This window comes from Psychrobacter sp. MES7-P7E (assembly GCF_002863645.1).
Taxonomy (GTDB): domain Bacteria; phylum Pseudomonadota; class Gammaproteobacteria; order Pseudomonadales; family Moraxellaceae; genus Psychrobacter.
The window spans coordinates 20080-36945 of sequence record NZ_PJBU01000081.1 but is presented as its reverse complement, the minus strand read 5'-3'; the positions used below and the strand labels follow the sequence as shown (position 1 = coordinate 36945).

Below are 16866 nucleotides of genomic sequence, written 5' to 3'. Positions count from 1 at the left end.
TTATTGTCTTTGAAATTGATTAAAAGTTATTTCATCGAATATTTATTCAAATATTGATGATAGCGTTTAGTGAGTTTCTTTATTTGTATACGATCAGAAATCAATGAGAAAACTGGCGAGGCATTTGGTTTGGGTGATTTTCCTTGCCCCATGCGCTGTAATTGTCGCTTGATGACCGCCATTGTAGCAACTGCACTTAAGGTTTTATCTTTCCAGCGTACCACAGGATTGTGAGCACTAAGCGTACTATCATTTTCCCAGTCATTCGGTAGAGCAGGGTTCATGGCTAATGCGGTTCCAATACCAACCACGTCAATCCCTTGCGCCAGTACATCTTCTGCGACAGCCAGTCGCCTAACGCCACCTGTCGTCATGATAGGCATGGTAGCAACTTGAGCAATCTCTTTTGCGAAATCTAAAAAGTAAGCTTCTCGTTGCAACGTGCGACCATCTGCTGTGCTGCCTTGCATGGCTGGGCTTTCGTAGCTGCCACCTGATAGTTCAACCAAATCTACGGCCAATTCATTCATCGCTGAAATAACCACTTTGGCATCATCTGCATCAAATCCTCCGCGCTGGAAATCGGCTGAGTTTATCTTCACAGCAACTGCAAAGGTAGGCGCAACTTGAGCGCGAACGGCTTTGATTACTTCGATTAATAGTCGCATCCGATTCTCAATCGAACCACCGTATTCATCTTTACGTTTATTGGTAAGCGGTGATAAAAATTGAGAAATTAGATAGCCGTGGGCGGCATGAATTTGTACACCATCGAAGCCAGCCTGTTCTGCTTTTAGTGCACTATCGGCAAACCGTTGGATCAATTGTTCAATATCTTGCTGCGTCATCGCACGCGGTTTACCAAATAAATGAGAGCGCTTGCCCAAGTCAATTGCCACGTCAGAAGGTGATAGCACATCGCCACCCATGGCAGCATATACTTGACGGCCAGGATGATTGAGCTGCATCCAAACCTGTGTATTGTTGTGCTTGGCAGCATTTGCCCACGCTTTAAAAGGCGCTATCTCACTGTGTTTGTCTAATACGACACCACCAGGCCCTGTCATAGCGCGGCCATCGACCATCACGTTTCCAGTGATTAACAGCCCTGTCCCGCCTTCTGCCCAGTTTTTATATAGACGGAGCAGAGTGGGGCCAGGGACTTGACCGACATCAGCCATGTTTTCTTCCATGGCAGCTTTCGCTAAGCGGTTGGGTAATGTAGCGCCACAAGGCAGCACTAAAGGGGAGAATACAGGTGATGTCATGATGGTGGCCTAGAAATAGTTGTTTTGTGAAGCATGAGTTCTACTATGGGTTTGGCTATAGACATATGGTTTAAATGACTATAACCTTATAGCTAAGATATTCGCTGTCGGCAATTGACCATTATCATCACATTTTTTTGGCACAATAGCACCTAAGGTAAATTACTGGTGTGTCGATATAATTATCTATTGAATAGGAAGGCCTCTGCATTGAATGTACTAACGCAAGATTTGACAGTCCCAGTAGAGTCCAAACGTGAGCTGGCAAAAGCCAAGACTCGGCGTGCGTTATTAAAAAGTGCCTTGCGGTTGTATAGTTTGGAAGGTGCTCAGGGCATGAGCATGAATAAAGTTGCCAAAGGTGCAGGTATTGCCCAGCCCAGTTTCTACAATCATTTTGAGAGTCTAGAGGCGCTACAAAACGAGCTGAGCACCCAACTAAAAGACAATTATCTATCACCGATGCGACTGGCATGGGTCAATATGCTCAAAGATTATGATGTGTTGAGTAAAGATCAGTTTAATCAGCAATGTCGACAATGCCTGATTATGATTTTTGATTCTGCGTTTGAGAATATCGCGCTGTTTCAGCATTTGCTCCAAGACCGTCCTAGATTTATTGACAATATAGAAAACCAGTCATCATTGAATAATGGACTGGGCAATCTGATTACCGAAATACAAGAAGAATGGACAGAGATATTTATTCAAGGATTGCAGTTATCCAATCGTTCTTGCGAGCGCAGCGCTGTCAATCTATGCGTCGATATGGCGGCGGCACAAGTACATGAGTTGATATTGGGTTGTCATCAGCAGCGTTACTCAAGGCAGCAAGCGATTGCCACGTTGAGTATCAGCTTTGATGCACTGTTCGCCAATTTTTTGCACGGAAGCAAGACTAGTCAGTCATGATAATAAGTAAAAGTTATTGTCATGAAATCTAGAACAAAAAACACAACAGGGAGAGTGACTATGGCCACAACCACGGCTGCACCAACGTTAGGCGAAGCGCAAACGCATTTTAGAACGTGTACATTGTGCGAGGCAATGTGCGGCGTCGAAATAAAGCACGATGGCGAAAAAGTCTTGTCGATTAAAGGGGACAAAAACGATCCCTTTTCGCAAGGCTATATTTGTCCGAAAGCCACTGCTTTGCAAGATTTGCATGAAGATCCTGACCGTTTACGTCAGCCGGTAGAAAGAACGGCAGACGGTTGGAAATCTATTAGTTGGCCAGAAGCGTTGGATAAAGTTGCTGCAGGTATTCAATCCATACAGCAAAAGTATGGTCAAAATGCGTTGGGTGTTTATCTAGGTAATCCTAACGTACATAACATGGGCGGTATGTTGACCATCAAGCAACTGCTTACCAGCTTAAAGACGCGCAGTCGTTTTTCTGCCACTTCTATTGACCAACTGCCACATCATATTATTAGCATGCATCTGTTTGGTCACATGCTGCGTATTCCAGTTCCTGACGTCAATCACACGCAATACATGCTGATCATCGGTGGCAATCCGTTGGCTTCTAACGGCAGTATCATGACTGCGCCCAATATGCGTCAAAAGCTAAAAGATATCAAAGCGCGCGATGGCAAGGTAGTAGTGGTTGATCCAAGACGTACCGAAACTGCTGATATCGCCAGCGAACACCACTTTATTCGTCCAGCGACGGACGTATTGCTGCTATTAGCTATGCTCAATGAGATCTATACGCAAGGCTATGCAAAGCTCGATACTAGAGTGGCGGCCTTGGCACCAGAAATAGATCGACTTGCTTTATTTGCTGAACAATACACGCCTGAGTCAGTGGCAGACATCACGGGTATTACCGCAGCTGAAATCAAACGTATCGTCAAAGAGTTTTGTGAAGCGGAAAGCTCAGTTTGTTATGGTCGCATGGGCATCTCGGTGCAAGAGTTTGGTTTACTAAGCCAATATTTATCTATGGTCATCAATATTGTCACGGGTCGTTTAGATGAAGTGGGCGGACTCATGTTCCCAAATCCTGCCGTCGATGTTGTGAACAGTTCTGGCCCAGGCTATCTGGGTAAACGTCATAGCCGCGTCAGCAACTTGCCAGATTTTAATGGTGAGTATCCAGTGGTTGCGATGGCAGATGAGATGTTGGTCGAGGGCGAGGGGCAATTAAAAGGATTCGTCACGGTCGCTGGCAACCCGGTTCTGAGTACCCCAAATGGCGAGAAGTTGGATGAAGCATTATCTCAGCTAGAGTTTATGGTGTCGCTTGATTATTTTGTGACTGAGACCAGTCGCCATGCCAATATTATCTTGCCACCTGTATCGCCACTAGAGCGTGACCACTATGACATTACTTTTAATGGTTTTGCCGTGCACAATGTCGCCAAATACTCGCCTGCTTTGTTTGATAAAACTGATGATACCAAGCATGACTGGGAAATTTATCTAGAGCTGGCAGAGCGCTTAGACAGCGATGCACCAGAAGCAACGCAAAAAGAACGTGCCGCGACAAAAGCATTTGGTCCTAAGTTCTTGTTAGAGCAAGGCCTAAAGTATGGACCTCATAAGGAGGTGACATTTGAAGCCTTAGTCGAAAATCCACATGGTATCGATTTGGGTCCACTACATCGTATGTTGCCAGAGGCCATTAAACACGCCGATAAACAAATTCATCTTCATGTTGATTTTTATCAGTCAGATTTGGCACGTGTTAAAGAAATGGTGCAACAGTACAACAGTAATGAGATTTTGCTAATCGGTCGTCGTCATGTACGTAGCAATAATTCATGGTTGCACAATAGCCATCGATTGGTAAAAGGTAAATCTCGCTGTACATTGATGTTGCATCCGCAAACGGCAGCGCAACATGGCATTGCAGACGGTCAAGATGTCAGAGTAACTTCTCGAGTGAGTAGCGTGGTCATTGCAGCAGAAGTGACGGATGAGCTGATGCCAGGAGTGGTCAGCATCCCGCACGGCTTTGGTCACGGTCGTAAAGGGGTTAAGCAAAAGATTGCGCAAGCGCATGCAGGTGTCAGCGTTAATGATTTGACTGATGAAACTTTAATTGACCAGTTGAGTGGTAATGCCGCAGTCAACGGTGTGCCTGTGCAACTAGAAGCATTGGATATGGGTGTAGATGGTTTATCTACTGCTACAGAGACTGTAGCGGAAGGCGCACTAGCATAAAGTTAATGATAAGTTTGTAGAAATACAAAAAAGGCGTTCACGTAAAGTGAGCGCCTTTTTTTGCAATCTGAATACATCGCTGAGCCGATCAAACGCTCATACCGATAAAATCAAAATCGACATTCGGGGTTTCGCCTTGGATTAATAAACTAAGGGCCTTTGCAGAACCGCAAGAGTGTGTCCATCCCAATGTGCCATGCCCAGTGTTAAGCCATAAATTATCAAAAGTGGCTGAAGCGTTATGACTGCCATGTTTGATTTGACCGCAGTGTGCGCTTCCAATCAAAGGTACGTTCGATGGGGTCATCGGGCGCAGTCCTGTCCAATATTGCACTGAGTTTGCGATGATGCCTTTTGGAAATAATTGCTGTACGCGCCGAGTGATGGCTTCACAGCGCGTGGCATTTAAGTCTAAGTTATAGCCATTAAATTCTGCGGTGCCAGCAACTCGCAACTTATCACCCAGTCGTGAGGTAACCAGTTTGAATTCATCATCAATCAAACTGACAAAAGGCGCTAAGTGGGGTGCGCGTGGATTCACCGTATACGTAGCCGAGTATCCCTTTGCCGGAAAAATTGGTACATGGATGCCCACTGGTTTTAGTAGAGGTACGCTATAGCTGCCAAGCGCGACCACATGACTATCAGCCGTGAAGGTCTGCGCGTTTTCGCCTTTTGGACGGATGGTGACACTGTGCACGTGCGGACGCGCAGAGTCGGTATCGGTATTGAGCGCTAAGATCTCGGTATCATATAAAAACTGTACACCAGCATCGATACAGCGCTGTGCCAATCGTTGGGTAAATAGATGCGCATTGCCAGACTCATCACGACTGGTATAGGTCGCCCCAGTGAGCTTATGTGCAATTGGGTAAAGCGCTGGTTCTAAGTTGACAGCATTATTGATATCAATCACATGGCGCTCACAGCCGAGCGCTTGCATGCGTTCAGTTGGTTCGATAGCCGCATCAAATTCTGCCTGATTGGTATAAAAGTGCATGATACCGCGGGTTTGCTGTTCGTAGTCAATACCGATATCCGCGCGCAGCTGTTGTAAGGTATCTCTAGAATATAATCCTAAGCGCACCATTTGCACCAGATTGGCATCGGCTCTATCGGCGCGGCACTCTTGCAGAAACTGCATGGCCCATTTGAGCTGCGCTTTATCCGCACGCAAGCGATACAATAGCGGAGCATCTTCTTTAAACAACCATTTGAGCGCTTTCATCGGGGTCGCAGGATTGGCCCAAGGCGTGGCATGTGAGACAGATATTTGACCGCCATTGGCAAATGACGTCTGCATACCTGCCGCCGGTTCGCGTTCAATCACGGTCACATCATAGCCTGCCTGACGTAGATACCATGCGGTGGTCACGCCCACCACGCCTGCTCCAAGTACCGCAATATGTATCATAGGATTCTCTATGCTCATGTTAGTCATGACGGTAACTCTTTATTGAACTACCGTCACCTTTGCTGCGTCATTTGCCTGATTCGATGTGCTTTTATTTTGGGCGTGCGACATCTACTTGTAGTGCAGCTGGCAAGTCCAATATGCTCAAATCGCTTTCTGCCAATTGTTCAGGACGTGCCACGACCAAAGCGTTAAAGCCATCGTCATTTTTCATCGCATTGACCACTTGGATTTTATTGAGTTTGTCACCTGCGCTTGGTGCTGCACCGGTGCCTTTTACATAGTGCAAAAATGCTTTGGGTGCTGATTTAAAGTAAATACGAGCGATGACTTCCTGACCTAAGTAGCAGCCTTTATCATAGTCCATGCCGCCGCGTTGATGTAGACGCAGCTCTTGTGGTTGGAACTCACCTTGAGTCGCGGCCACAATCCAATAATTACCAGTAGCTAGGCTGCATGCCATCCAAGCCTGCGTATCGTCAGTAGTATTATGGTCATCTTTGTGGCTAAAAGTTGGCTCATCTGCTAGCACGCAAGGATAGATCGCTGCTGGTGCACTGGTTTTAAATTTAGAAAACGCCCCGTACTTATTAAGATGCGCCTGCAAAGACTCAGCACAGTCGCTACTTATGACCACATCATAATGTTTCTCTGCTTGTTTTTTGATCCAGATACCGAACTCAATACGACCTTTTAGGTTACCGATGGCGGCTGCCTGATAGCTAAGCCCGAGCTTGGTAACATCACAAGTTAATTGCCCTTGCAAGAATTTTTCGGCGTCTTCGCCTTGGATAGTTAATTGCGAAAACTGCGGTACGGCTGATAAATTTGAAGACTGAGTCATTGTTATTATCCTTCTGAGGAGAGCTTATTTATTAATATAGAGGGTAAATCGAAGTGATAAAAAATTATATGGGCGCTTTTGTCATTGACAGTGTTTGTGCATATAAATTTAAATGAGGCTAAGAAGAGTACCACAAAAAACCCTGTCATAAAAAACGTCATCAGTAAGCGATGAGTTAAGTGTTAAATTGGGCATAGCGTTTGATTTTCAAGCTTACAAATTGGTTAAAGATGGTAAGTTACGGTACAATATCAGCTCTACAATTAACCTAATGTACGATGGCTGCCGAGGAAATAATGAGCTTACCAAATTGCCCTAAATGTGATGCTGAATATACGTATGAAGATGGTGCGTTACTGGTATGTCCTATGTGTGCTCATGAATGGACGGCGGCTGAGACTGATGCAGCGCAAGCTGAAGACCAAGACGCAGTTATTCGTGATGCTGTTGGCAATGAGCTACAGGACGGCGATGCGGTGACGGTTATTAAAGACCTAAAAGTCAAAGGCTCTTCAATCGTGATTAAAGTAGGAACGAAAGCGAAAAGTATTCGCCTGTTGCCAGATGCTACTGACGGTCATGATATCGACTGCAAACTTGACGGCTACGGACCAATGAAGCTTAAGTCTTCTGTGGTCAAAAAAGCTTAAATTGTAAAAACTTCTTGAAAGATTCGATAATAAACAAATATAAAGCAGACGTTTAATCACAAAGCATTGTCGTTATAAATGTCGCTATAAGTAGAGAATAATTATGAGTACTAAAAACGAACAGCTCTTTGCACAAGCACGTAAGCACATCCCAGGTGGTGTTAACTCACCGGTTCGCGCCTTTGCAGGGGTCGGTGGTACGCCAATCTTTATGCACCGTGCCAATGGCAGCAAAATTTATGATACCGAAGACAATGCTTATATCGATTATGTCGGTTCTTGGGGCCCAATGATTTTGGGTCATGCGCACCCAAAAGTCATCGATGCGGTGAAAAAAGCCGCTGATGATGGTCTAAGCTTTGGTACACCAACGCCGTTCGAGACGACAGTTGCAGATAAGATTTGCGAAATCGTTCCTAGCGTTGAAATGATTCGTATGACTAGCTCTGGTACCGAAGCAACCATGAGTGCGATTCGCTTGGCACGTGGTTATACCCAGCGTGACAAAATCGTGAAGTTTGAAGGCTGCTACCATGGGCATTCAGATAGCTTATTAGTAAAAGCAGGCTCTGGCATGCTTGATATTGGTGAGCCAACGTCGAAAGGCGTGCCAGCAGATTTTGCTAAGCATACGATTACGATTCCTTATAATGATCCGCAAGCGATTAAAGATTGTTTTGAAAAATGGGGCGAAGAAATCGCCTGCGTTATCTTAGAGCCTATCGCTGGCAACATGAACATGGTCATTCCGACACAAGAGTTTCATGATACGTTGCGCGCAGAATGTACGGCTAATGGCGCAGTATTGATTTTTGATGAAGTGATGACGGGCTTCCGCGTTGGCCTTGGTGGTGCGCAAGCCCATTTTGGTATTGACCCAGACTTGACCTGTTTCGGTAAAATCATCGGTGCTGGCTTACCCGTTGGTGCTTTCGGTGGTAAAAAAGAAGTCATGTCTTGCATCGCGCCACTTGGCGGCGTCTATCAAGCTGGTACATTATCAGGCAATCCACTAGCGATGCGCGCTGGTATCGCCATGTTTGAGGACTTAACAGCAGACGGTTTCTACGGCGAGTTAGCAGCAAAAGTTGATCATCTAGTAGACGGTTTCCAAGAAGCAGCTGACAAACATGGTATTCATCTACGTACCAATAAGCTTGGCGGTATGTTTGGCATGTTCTTTGTCAAAGACAGCGCAACTGAAACACCAAAGAATTTCGATGATGTGACAGAGTGCGATATGGACGTATTTAATACTTTCTTCCACGGTATGCTAGATCGTGGTATTTACTTGGCACCGTCAGCTTATGAAGCAGGCTTTATGTCTATCAAACATAGCGACGAAGACATTGATGCGTCAATCAAGGCGGCTGATGAGATATTTGCAGAAATGGCAAAAGCATAGTTTAGCCATTTAAGCTATTAGCTCGTCAAAAAGTTGAGGTTTAAAAAACCAGCAAGGTCATCCCGTGATCTCTGCTGGTTTTTTTGTTTATCGATATATTATTTATAATCGTATTGGGAAAAATATAAAGTTTGTCATTTAATTTATATGACGACTAAACGTTATCGTGCTTTATCAAACTTGCGATCTCTCAAGCTTAGATTACCTCGTAGTACATCGCTATACATACGAAAGTCGCTGACAAAGCTTTTCAATGGAAACTTAAAAGAAGCGGGCTTGTTCTTTTCAAAGAAAAAGTGTCCAACCCATGCACAGGCATATCCGGCGGCAATGCCCTTTACCAAAGGCTTAGCTGAGCCAGTTTTGACAGACTTTGCCAATCCTAGTAGGCCAAAGCTACTACCTGCAAAATGTAGACGGCGACAGGCCATGTTTTGATGCTCATCTAAGTAAAAATCATAAAATGCCTGTTTAGGCGAACTTTCAGTTTTTACCATGTCTTTTTTAGTGCTACTGATAGGGGGCTCAGTATTTTGGGTAGCGTCTTTTGTAGTGGTCTGATTCATATGACTAGCTTCCTTGCTGGTGGGTTTGATAATTATTAATTGCAGATGATTTTTAATCGAATAGTTAATGGTTTATGAGGGTAGCTATACGGATAAAAGGCCTGTAAATAACGGTTTTTTATCATGATATTGATAGCTTTCAATGTAGCAAACCGATATGAGTAACACAAGCGCTAGATGCTGAGCCGATACCTGTCAGCTTATAGGGTGGTCTTCGATGTTCCCGCTACAGTTTTGCATCGCTTGCGAGTGTTTGGCATAAATGCTTTAATGACAAAATTGCCCTGATTTTTGTGGTTACTACTTTTTTCTATACATGTGATTTTATAACTATATAGCACGTGATTTTGGTAAACTATCCACTCTCTCTAACACGGTGACGACTTGTCCTATGCCTATTGACTACCTTACGAATCCGCCAATTGGCGATGATGAAATGATGGCAGCCATCGATATTGGTTCCAACAGTTTCCATTTAGCTATTGCTCGTCTTGACCATGGGGAAGTGCGAAAAGTAGTCTCGATGTCTGAAAAGGTACAGCTCGCCGCCGGTCTAGACGAAAATAATATCCTAAGCGCAGCCGCTGAGCAGCGCGGTCTTGACTGTTTAAGCCGCTTTGTGGCGCGCTTGGATTCAGTACCGCCAGAGCGTATTCGTGTGGTCGCGACCAATGCGTTGCGTCAAGCCAAAAACGCCAACGACTTTATTTCCCGTGCCAATAAAATCCTGCCAAAACCTATTGAAATTATCGCGGGCCGCGAAGAGGCGCGATTGATTTATTTGGGCGTCTCGCATACCAACGAGAGTAGTGATAAACGCTTGGTTATGGATATTGGTGGCGGTTCGACAGAGTTTATTATTGGTCAAAATTTCGATCCATTATTGACTGAAAGTTTACAGATGGGCTGTGTTTCTTTTACCCAAAAATTCTTTGCTGACGGACTGATTACTAAAGAAGCTTTTAATAGTGCAATTTCAGGTGCACGCAAAGAAGTCTTAGCGATTAATGGTCGTTATCAAAAGACAGGCTGGAGTAGCGTAGTCGGCTCAAGCGGTACAATCAAAGCGGTGCGTAATGTTTTAGTATCAAAAGGTTGGGCCGATGAGCAAGAACGCATTACCTATAAAGGTGTCAAAAAATTAGAGAAATTGCTGATTAAGATTGGCAATATCGATGATATCGAGTTAGAAGGCGTTAAAGAACATCGTAAAGCTGTATTTCCTGCTGGCGTGGCAGTATTGCGCGCGGTGATGAAAGTGCTAGGCGTTGAGACCATTACCTACTCAGATGGTGCATTACGCGAAGGCGTTATGTACGATATGCTTGGTCGTTTTGCTAGTGAAGATGTGCGTGACCGCAGTGTGTTGGCATTAATCAAGCGTTATTCAGGAGACAAAAAGCAAGCCAAGCAAGTGGTGAAAACCAGCCGTCATTTATTTGAGCAAGTAAAAGATAAGCTTGCGCTGTCCAATGATGATTGCGACTTGCTCAGACGTGCTGCTTTCTTGCATGAGATAGGACTGGCAATCAGTCACAGTAGTTATCACAAGCACAGCGCGTATTTGCTTGAGTATTCTGATATTCCAGGATTCTCACAAGTCGATCAGAAACGCATGGCGCAGCTGATGCTTAATCATCGCCGCAAGCTCAAAGCTGATATGCTAGAGCAGGCTTGTCAGATTGGTGGCGATCAGTTGGTTTATCTCTGCTTATTGTTGCGCCTCGCCGTACTGGCGCATCATAGCCGCAGTGATTATGCGCTACCCGAGCTAGAACTAAAGATAGTCGCTGAAAACAGTTGGCAAATTACCTTGGCGGATAGCAGTGAACATTATGCTTTCTTGCTCGCAGATTTGCGTACTGAGATTGACCAGTTTGCTAAGTGGGGCGTACAGCTTAGTGTGATTGAAGCCCAAGAGGCCGAGACTCCAGAGGTTGAGCAGTTACCATTGTAAGTATTGAGTTAAAGATTAACGTAACAAAAGCGGCGTTGTCGATAATGTCATGCTATTTAAGATGTGCTACTATAGCTCCTATTGAGTTTACAACTGTACTTTCATTATCTGAACACGGATAACGATATTATTCTTAAACATAAATACATTAAGTATAATTATTAAAGGGAAGCGTCTATGAGCACTGTCTGGGATAGTGTGCAGCTTGCAAGGCACGCCAAGCGTCCATTATTTATGGACTATGTTAATCAGCTTTTTACCGAATTTGACGAATTGCATGGCGACCGTGCTTTTGCCGATGATAAAGCCATTTTGGGTGGCCTTGCGCGTTTTGACGGTCAGCCTGTGATGGTGATCGGTCAGCATCGTGGTCGTAGCACCCGTGAGCGTATTGCTCATAACTTTGGTATGGCCAATCCTGAAGGCTATCGCAAAGTGATTCGTTTGGTCAAAATGGCTGAGCGCTTTAATATCCCTGTGATGACCTTTGTCGATACCCAAGGCGCATATCCTGGTATCGGTGCAGAAGAGCGCGGACAAGCACAAGCGATTGCAGAAAGCATCGCTGTGTTCTCTAGTCTGAAAGTGCCTGTGATTGTGACTATCATTGGTGAAGGTGGCTCAGGCGGAGCATTAGCGATTGGCGTTGGTGACAAAGTAAACATGCTACAAAACAGTATTTACTCAGTGATTTCGCCAGAAGGCTGTGCTTCTATCCTTTGGAAAACCGCTGAAAAAGCACAAGATGCTAGTGAAGCATTAAAATTAAACGCCATTAACCTCTATCAAATGGGTTTGATTGATGCTGTTATCGAAGAGGGCGAGGGCGCACATGTACAGCCACAACCTGTGATGAATGCCTTAAAAGCATTAATCACTGAACAGCTCGATGAAATTAAAGACTTAGATCCTCAAGAGCGTTGTGAGCTACGTTATGAAAAGCTAAAGTCTTTCAATTCAGAAGTGATGTTGCCTGCCTAGTTGGCTAATACTGTACCAACCTAATATTAAACGTCACAAATGCGTGGCTTTTAATATTAGAGTCTGAGTCTTAGTGCTAAAATAAAAACGTGTCATTTAATGGCGCGTTTTTTTTTGGCTGTTACTATTACTGTTGCTATGTACAGCACCTAACATAAAGCACCTAACGTAACTAAAAATAAGGCTGAATATGACCAGCAGTGCAATTATCTCACATCCTATTAAATCAATTGCCGATTTGCCAGTTGATAAGACACTAGCAACCGCATTAGTGAGCAGTATGTCTGAGTATAGTGATCAGTTGCATGGTCGTCGTCTTTGGCTGGCATGTAGTGGTGGGCGTGATTCATTGGCACTTGCGGCGCTGTGTGTGCAGCTCTATCGACAAGGTAAATTGCCATGTCTGCCGCAGCTGTTACATGTCGATCATGGGTTACAATCGGATAGTCAGTATTGGGCTAAGCATGTTGCCAATTGGGCGCAAGCGCAGCAGATACCTTGTCGCATTTTACAGGCACAAGTGAATGGGCATGATGAGCAGGCCGCTCGGCAAGCACGCTATAACATCATGCGTGCTCATATCAACCAAGACGATGTATTGCTATTAGCGCATCACGCTGATGACCAAGCTGAAACCGTATTGATGCGATTAATTCAAGGTGCTGGGGTGAATGGTCTGTCTGGTATGCAGCCATGGCGAGTGCAAACGCAGGGCGTACAATGCAATATTCTGTGGCGACCTTGGCTTACGATACGACGATCCACTATTAGCGCCTACGCCAAGCGCTTAGAGTTGCCTTATATAGATGATCCTACTAATGACAGCGGCGATAACGTACGTAGTGGGCTACGCCGCGACATCATGCCAATACTGGCTACATACAATCCCAATGTCATTGATAACATTGCTCGTAGTGCGCAGCTGTTAAATGATGCACAGGATACAATCAATGCTCAAGCTATGCAGGATATGCAGCAGACAGAACATACAGACCTGCAATTTTCATCCGCACAGCGCGTACTAAATATCGATGCGTTGCAAAAGCTACCCATGTATCGTCAGCGGCAACTATTGCACTATTGGTTGGGTCAAGATGAGCCGTTACCACCTGCTAAGCAACTTGTCGATGATGTATTAACTCTAAGCCAACGTGATGACCAAGATCATCAAACAGAACTGTTTTGGCAAGGTCGTAAAGCATCTTATACCATTCGGCGCTATCGTCAGCAGCTCTATCGTATGAGCAGCGAATGGCTGTCTTGGCTGAAGCTACCACTTACCGAGCAGGTGCTGCCACTATCTAGCCTGAGTTTGTCTAAGAATAATTCAGCTGATAATAGCTTCGAATTAGTCACCTTGTGCAGCAGTAATGACTACATTTGGCAATTACGAGTGATGGGAGATGCGCTGTTAAGATTATTAGAAAATAGTACGGACGGTGTAGCACAGCAGGCAACGTTAAAAATAGCGCCGCTAGATCGAAAGCAACGGCTAAAGACTGAGATGGCTGCGCGGCCACAAGCAGGCAAAAAACTGTATCAAACGCTTGGGATTCCACTATGGCTGCGAGACAGCTTAATGGTAGTTAGCATTACCTTTATAAATGAATCCAAAGATGGAAATGATATACAAACTAATATTTCTCTATTACTAGCGTCGCCATTTGAGAGTTGGCTTTTGAGTTCTGAGCAGACGGATAAAGATACCGATAGCGATGCTAAAAGCAATCAATGGGCTGAGTACATTGAAAGTGAGCTTAGTCTAAAATAGAAAGCGTCAAAAGTTTAATATCCGTTGGCTGACTCATTGATTTTTATCAGGTTGATGTCAGGCGCGACATTTTGAATTTATCAAACGGTGATAGTGGCAGTATGATAAACTGAGTGTCGTTTTACATATCAGTATGTTAAGTTGAATACCTTTGAATTTTGTGACTAGGAGACAAGTATGTCGGTATTAGATAATAAAAAAATCAGTTTTATTGGTGGCGGAAACATGGCACAAGCGCTCATTAGCGGGCTTGTGGGTTGCGGCATCAAACCAAATCTCATCACGGTCGCCGATCCTAGCAGCGATGCACGTGAGCAATTAGCCGCCAAAGGACTAAATACTGTTGATCCAATGGCTGATCCAAAGTCTGCTGTGATCGGTGCAGATATCGTGGTGCTAGCAGTCAAACCACAAATGATGAAAGTAGTGGTAAGTGCTTTTGCTGACGTACTAGACACTCAACTGGTCATTTCAGTGGCGGCAGGCTTGTCGACTGATCTTTTATCAAACATGTTGGGCGGCTATAGCAATATCGTCCGTGCAATGCCAAACACGCCTTCTATGATTCAGATGGGCGCGACTGGCCTCTACGGTACAGACAATATCTCAGCGGAACAGAAGCAGCTAGCAACAGCCGTTATGGAAGCATCAGGTTTGGTCATGTGGGTCGATGACGAAGAGCATATGCATGCCGTTACAGCCGTATCAGGTTCAGCGCCAGCGTATATGTTTTACTTCATTGAATCGATGGTCGATGGGGCAGTTGCATTAGGACTAGATAAAGAACAAGCCTCAGCGCTTGCTATGCAGACCATGTTAGGTGCTGCAAAAATGGCGATGAATAGTGATGATGCACCAGCTGAGTTACGCCGTAAAGTCACTTCACCGAACGGTACTACTCAAGCAGCGGTTGAGTCAATGCAAGCCAATGAGATTGGTCGTCAAATCGGCGAGGCCATGCAAGCTTGCTATGATCGTAGCCAAGCGTTAAGTGAAGAAATGAGCAAGTAAACACTGACAAGGTGTGTTGTGAGTCACCACTGACGTCACACCTTATGTAATCATCAGCATCTGATAATGACATTTGTCATCCTAGAATCTGTTAATAATGTCACATTGAGTAGCACTTCATGAACAACATGTTATTTCAAATTTTTGATTTGGTCACCACATTCGCTATGATGCTGGTGTTTATTCGTTTTATGTTGCAGTTTGCAGGGATGGATGCGAGCAATCCGATGATTGCACCTGCTTATAAAGCGACGCATATCGTCGATGTATTCGGGCGTATTTTTCCGACTGTTGCACAGGGACGCATTAGCATTGCCGCTATCGTGCTGATGTTTTTGATTCGTCTAATCGACATCTCTGGAAAGGCCGCATTAACGCATAAAGGTATTGCCCCTGTACCGCTATTCTTTACGGGTACGACTAGCTTATTATTAGACTTTTTACGCATGTGTCGCTATCTGGTGATTGGTTCTATCATCGTTAGCTGGATTGTGGTGTTTACCAGATCTGAGCATCCGATTATTGGCATTATCATTAATTTGGCTGAGCCTATTTTGGCCCCGTTTCGTCGTATTACTCCGAATTTAGGTATGCTCGACTTATCGCCAATGGTTGCTTTCTTAGCATTCTATTTGCTGGAGATATTCATCGGTGGTTTGGCTGCGAGTGTGTTGCCAACCTTGGGTTAAACCTAATTAAATCTAAAAACTGTCATAAAAAAGGCGCTCTATAAAAATATAGAGCGCCTTTTTTACGTCTGCTACTTGGGTAAGCTATGGCTTGTTAGGTATGCTAAAAACGAACAAAGCGATTAGGTATGAGTTGAGCTTGCGAATCATCAGGATGCGGTGCATCAGCTGCCCGCAATGTCTGGGTAATCCAGCTGTCTGCCGCTTGCACAGCATCAATGAGAGCATCGCCCATTGCCAAGCGTCCAGCGATGAAGCTGGCAAGTGAACATCCTGAGCCATGGAACTCACCATCTAAGCGCGGCAAGGTACTTTTATGGACCATTTCGCCCTGTATATATAAGTACTGCTCGATATCACCACTATCAAAATCATGTGAGGTTTTTACCAGTACGGCATGAGTACCTTGAGCACATAGCTTTTGTGCACCGACATGCAAGTCTTGCTCACCGCTAAGCGCACGTAGCTCATGAGTATTTGGGGTAATTAAAGTGGCGTAGGGCAGCAATTGTCTAAAGGCGTTAACCAGAGTTTTTTCATCGCCCAAGCTGCCACCGCTATTTGCGACTAGTACAGGGTCTAAGACAAATGGCGTGTTGTTATCGATAACTTGATCAGCAAATAGTTCAGTCAACATTGCGATGTTATCAGTGGTGCCGAGCATACCTGATTTGATAGCACTAACAGGCAAATCATCAAGAACCGCAGTAGCTTGAGCTTTTACCAACGATGCCGCACAAGCTTCAAAGCCAAATACCTGCTGCGAGCTTTGGATAGTGACCGCCGTACACGCAATGGCTGCATGTGCCTCTGATTGTCCAATGGCCTCGATATCCGCTTGTAATCCAGCACCGCCTGAAGGGTCTAATCCTGAAAAACACAGTACGACAGGTCGCATAACAGCTCCTTTTGAGATATTTTGAAGTAAGTGACAAATACTATAGCCACCTACTACTAAAAAATCTATCATAGTCTTATGCTTATGCTTATGCTTATGCTTATGCTTATGCTTATGGATGAGGTATAAGACGGTAGAATAAATAGACCCAATATTAATAAGCAATTCAATAGTCATATCTAGCGGTAATATGCCATAATTTTCCGTATAAAAATGCAAGATAAGTACTTATGTCTATAAT

General features: G+C 44.6%; 14 protein-coding genes. 9 read left to right on the top strand and 5 right to left on the bottom strand.

The window, feature by feature from the left end; all coding sequences use genetic code 11:
• Positions 1–26: 26 nt before the first annotated feature.
• Positions 27–1268: an NADH:flavin oxidoreductase/NADH oxidase family protein gene (locus tag CXF62_RS05680; RefSeq protein WP_102093249.1), complete on the bottom strand. Its 1242-nt coding sequence runs from the start codon at positions 1266–1268 to the stop codon at positions 27–29.
• A gap of 210 nt (positions 1269–1478) precedes the next feature.
• On the opposite strand from CXF62_RS05680, the gene CXF62_RS05675 reads away from it, so the two are divergent.
• Positions 1479–2180 carry a TetR/AcrR family transcriptional regulator gene (locus CXF62_RS05675; protein WP_185156602.1) on the top strand — a complete coding sequence of 234 codons (702 nt, stop codon included), beginning with the start codon at positions 1479–1481 and terminating at the stop codon, positions 2178–2180.
• 60 nt (positions 2181–2240) lie between these two features.
• A complete protein-coding gene (locus tag CXF62_RS05670) occupies positions 2241–4439 on the top strand; it encodes a molybdopterin oxidoreductase family protein (protein WP_102093246.1) in 2199 nt (732 codons plus the stop codon).
• An 88-nt stretch (positions 4440–4527) separates the two neighbouring features.
• Here CXF62_RS05670 and CXF62_RS05665 read toward each other — a convergent pair whose 3' ends face one another.
• Together CXF62_RS05665 and CXF62_RS05660 are read right to left on the bottom strand one after the other, a co-directional pair.
• A complete protein-coding gene (locus tag CXF62_RS05665) occupies positions 4528–5880 on the bottom strand; it encodes a D-amino acid dehydrogenase (protein ID WP_228153177.1) in 1353 nt (450 codons plus the stop codon).
• Between the two features lie 64 nt (positions 5881–5944).
• Complete coding sequence (locus CXF62_RS05660) at positions 5945–6697, bottom strand: CAF17-like 4Fe-4S cluster assembly/insertion protein YgfZ (RefSeq protein ID WP_102093245.1); 753 nt, start codon at positions 6695–6697, stop codon at positions 5945–5947.
• Positions 6698–6993: 296 nt separating this feature from the next.
• Between CXF62_RS05660 and CXF62_RS05655 the strand changes: the two genes are divergently transcribed.
• Positions 6994–7347, top strand: coding sequence for a zinc ribbon domain-containing protein YjdM (locus CXF62_RS05655; protein WP_057758016.1), 354 nt, complete (start codon positions 6994–6996; stop codon positions 7345–7347).
• A gap of 103 nt (positions 7348–7450) precedes the next feature.
• Positions 7451–8752 carry a glutamate-1-semialdehyde 2,1-aminomutase gene (gene hemL, locus CXF62_RS05650; protein WP_102093243.1) on the top strand — a complete coding sequence of 434 codons (1302 nt, stop codon included), beginning with the start codon at positions 7451–7453 and terminating at the stop codon, positions 8750–8752.
• Positions 8753–8913: 161 nt separating this feature from the next.
• Here the strand turns inward: hemL and CXF62_RS05645 are convergent, their stop codons facing one another.
• Positions 8914–9249: an Mpo1-like protein gene (locus tag CXF62_RS05645; protein WP_227511221.1), complete on the bottom strand. Its 336-nt coding sequence runs from the start codon at positions 9247–9249 to the stop codon at positions 8914–8916.
• 460 nt (positions 9250–9709) lie between these two features.
• Here CXF62_RS05645 and ppx point away from each other — a divergent pair, with 460 nt between their 5' ends.
• The 5 genes from ppx (at position 9710) to CXF62_RS05620 (ending at position 15727) form a co-directional block, all read left to right on the top strand.
• A complete protein-coding gene (ppx, locus tag CXF62_RS05640; protein WP_102093240.1) occupies positions 9710–11275 on the top strand; it encodes an exopolyphosphatase in 1566 nt (521 codons plus the stop codon).
• Between the two features lie 177 nt (positions 11276–11452).
• Positions 11453–12256 (top strand): acetyl-CoA carboxylase carboxyltransferase subunit alpha, encoded by an 804-nt coding sequence (locus CXF62_RS05635; RefSeq protein WP_102078709.1) that lies wholly within the window; start codon positions 11453–11455, stop codon positions 12254–12256.
• Between the two features lie 190 nt (positions 12257–12446).
• Positions 12447–14027, top strand: coding sequence for a tRNA lysidine(34) synthetase TilS (gene tilS / locus CXF62_RS05630; RefSeq protein WP_102093239.1), 1581 nt, complete (start codon positions 12447–12449; stop codon positions 14025–14027).
• Positions 14028–14204: 177 nt separating this feature from the next.
• Positions 14205–15038 carry a pyrroline-5-carboxylate reductase gene (proC, locus tag CXF62_RS05625; RefSeq protein WP_102093237.1) on the top strand — a complete coding sequence of 278 codons (834 nt, stop codon included), beginning with the start codon at positions 14205–14207 and terminating at the stop codon, positions 15036–15038.
• Between the two features lie 119 nt (positions 15039–15157).
• Positions 15158–15727 carry a YggT family protein gene (locus CXF62_RS05620; RefSeq protein WP_101205146.1) on the top strand — a complete coding sequence of 190 codons (570 nt, stop codon included), beginning with the start codon at positions 15158–15160 and terminating at the stop codon, positions 15725–15727.
• A 103-nt stretch (positions 15728–15830) separates the two neighbouring features.
• Here CXF62_RS05620 and CXF62_RS05615 read toward each other — a convergent pair whose 3' ends face one another.
• Positions 15831–16625 carry a hydroxymethylpyrimidine/phosphomethylpyrimidine kinase gene (locus tag CXF62_RS05615; protein WP_102093250.1) on the bottom strand — a complete coding sequence of 265 codons (795 nt, stop codon included), beginning with the start codon at positions 16623–16625 and terminating at the stop codon, positions 15831–15833.
• Between the last annotated feature and the right edge of the window lie 241 nt (positions 16626–16866).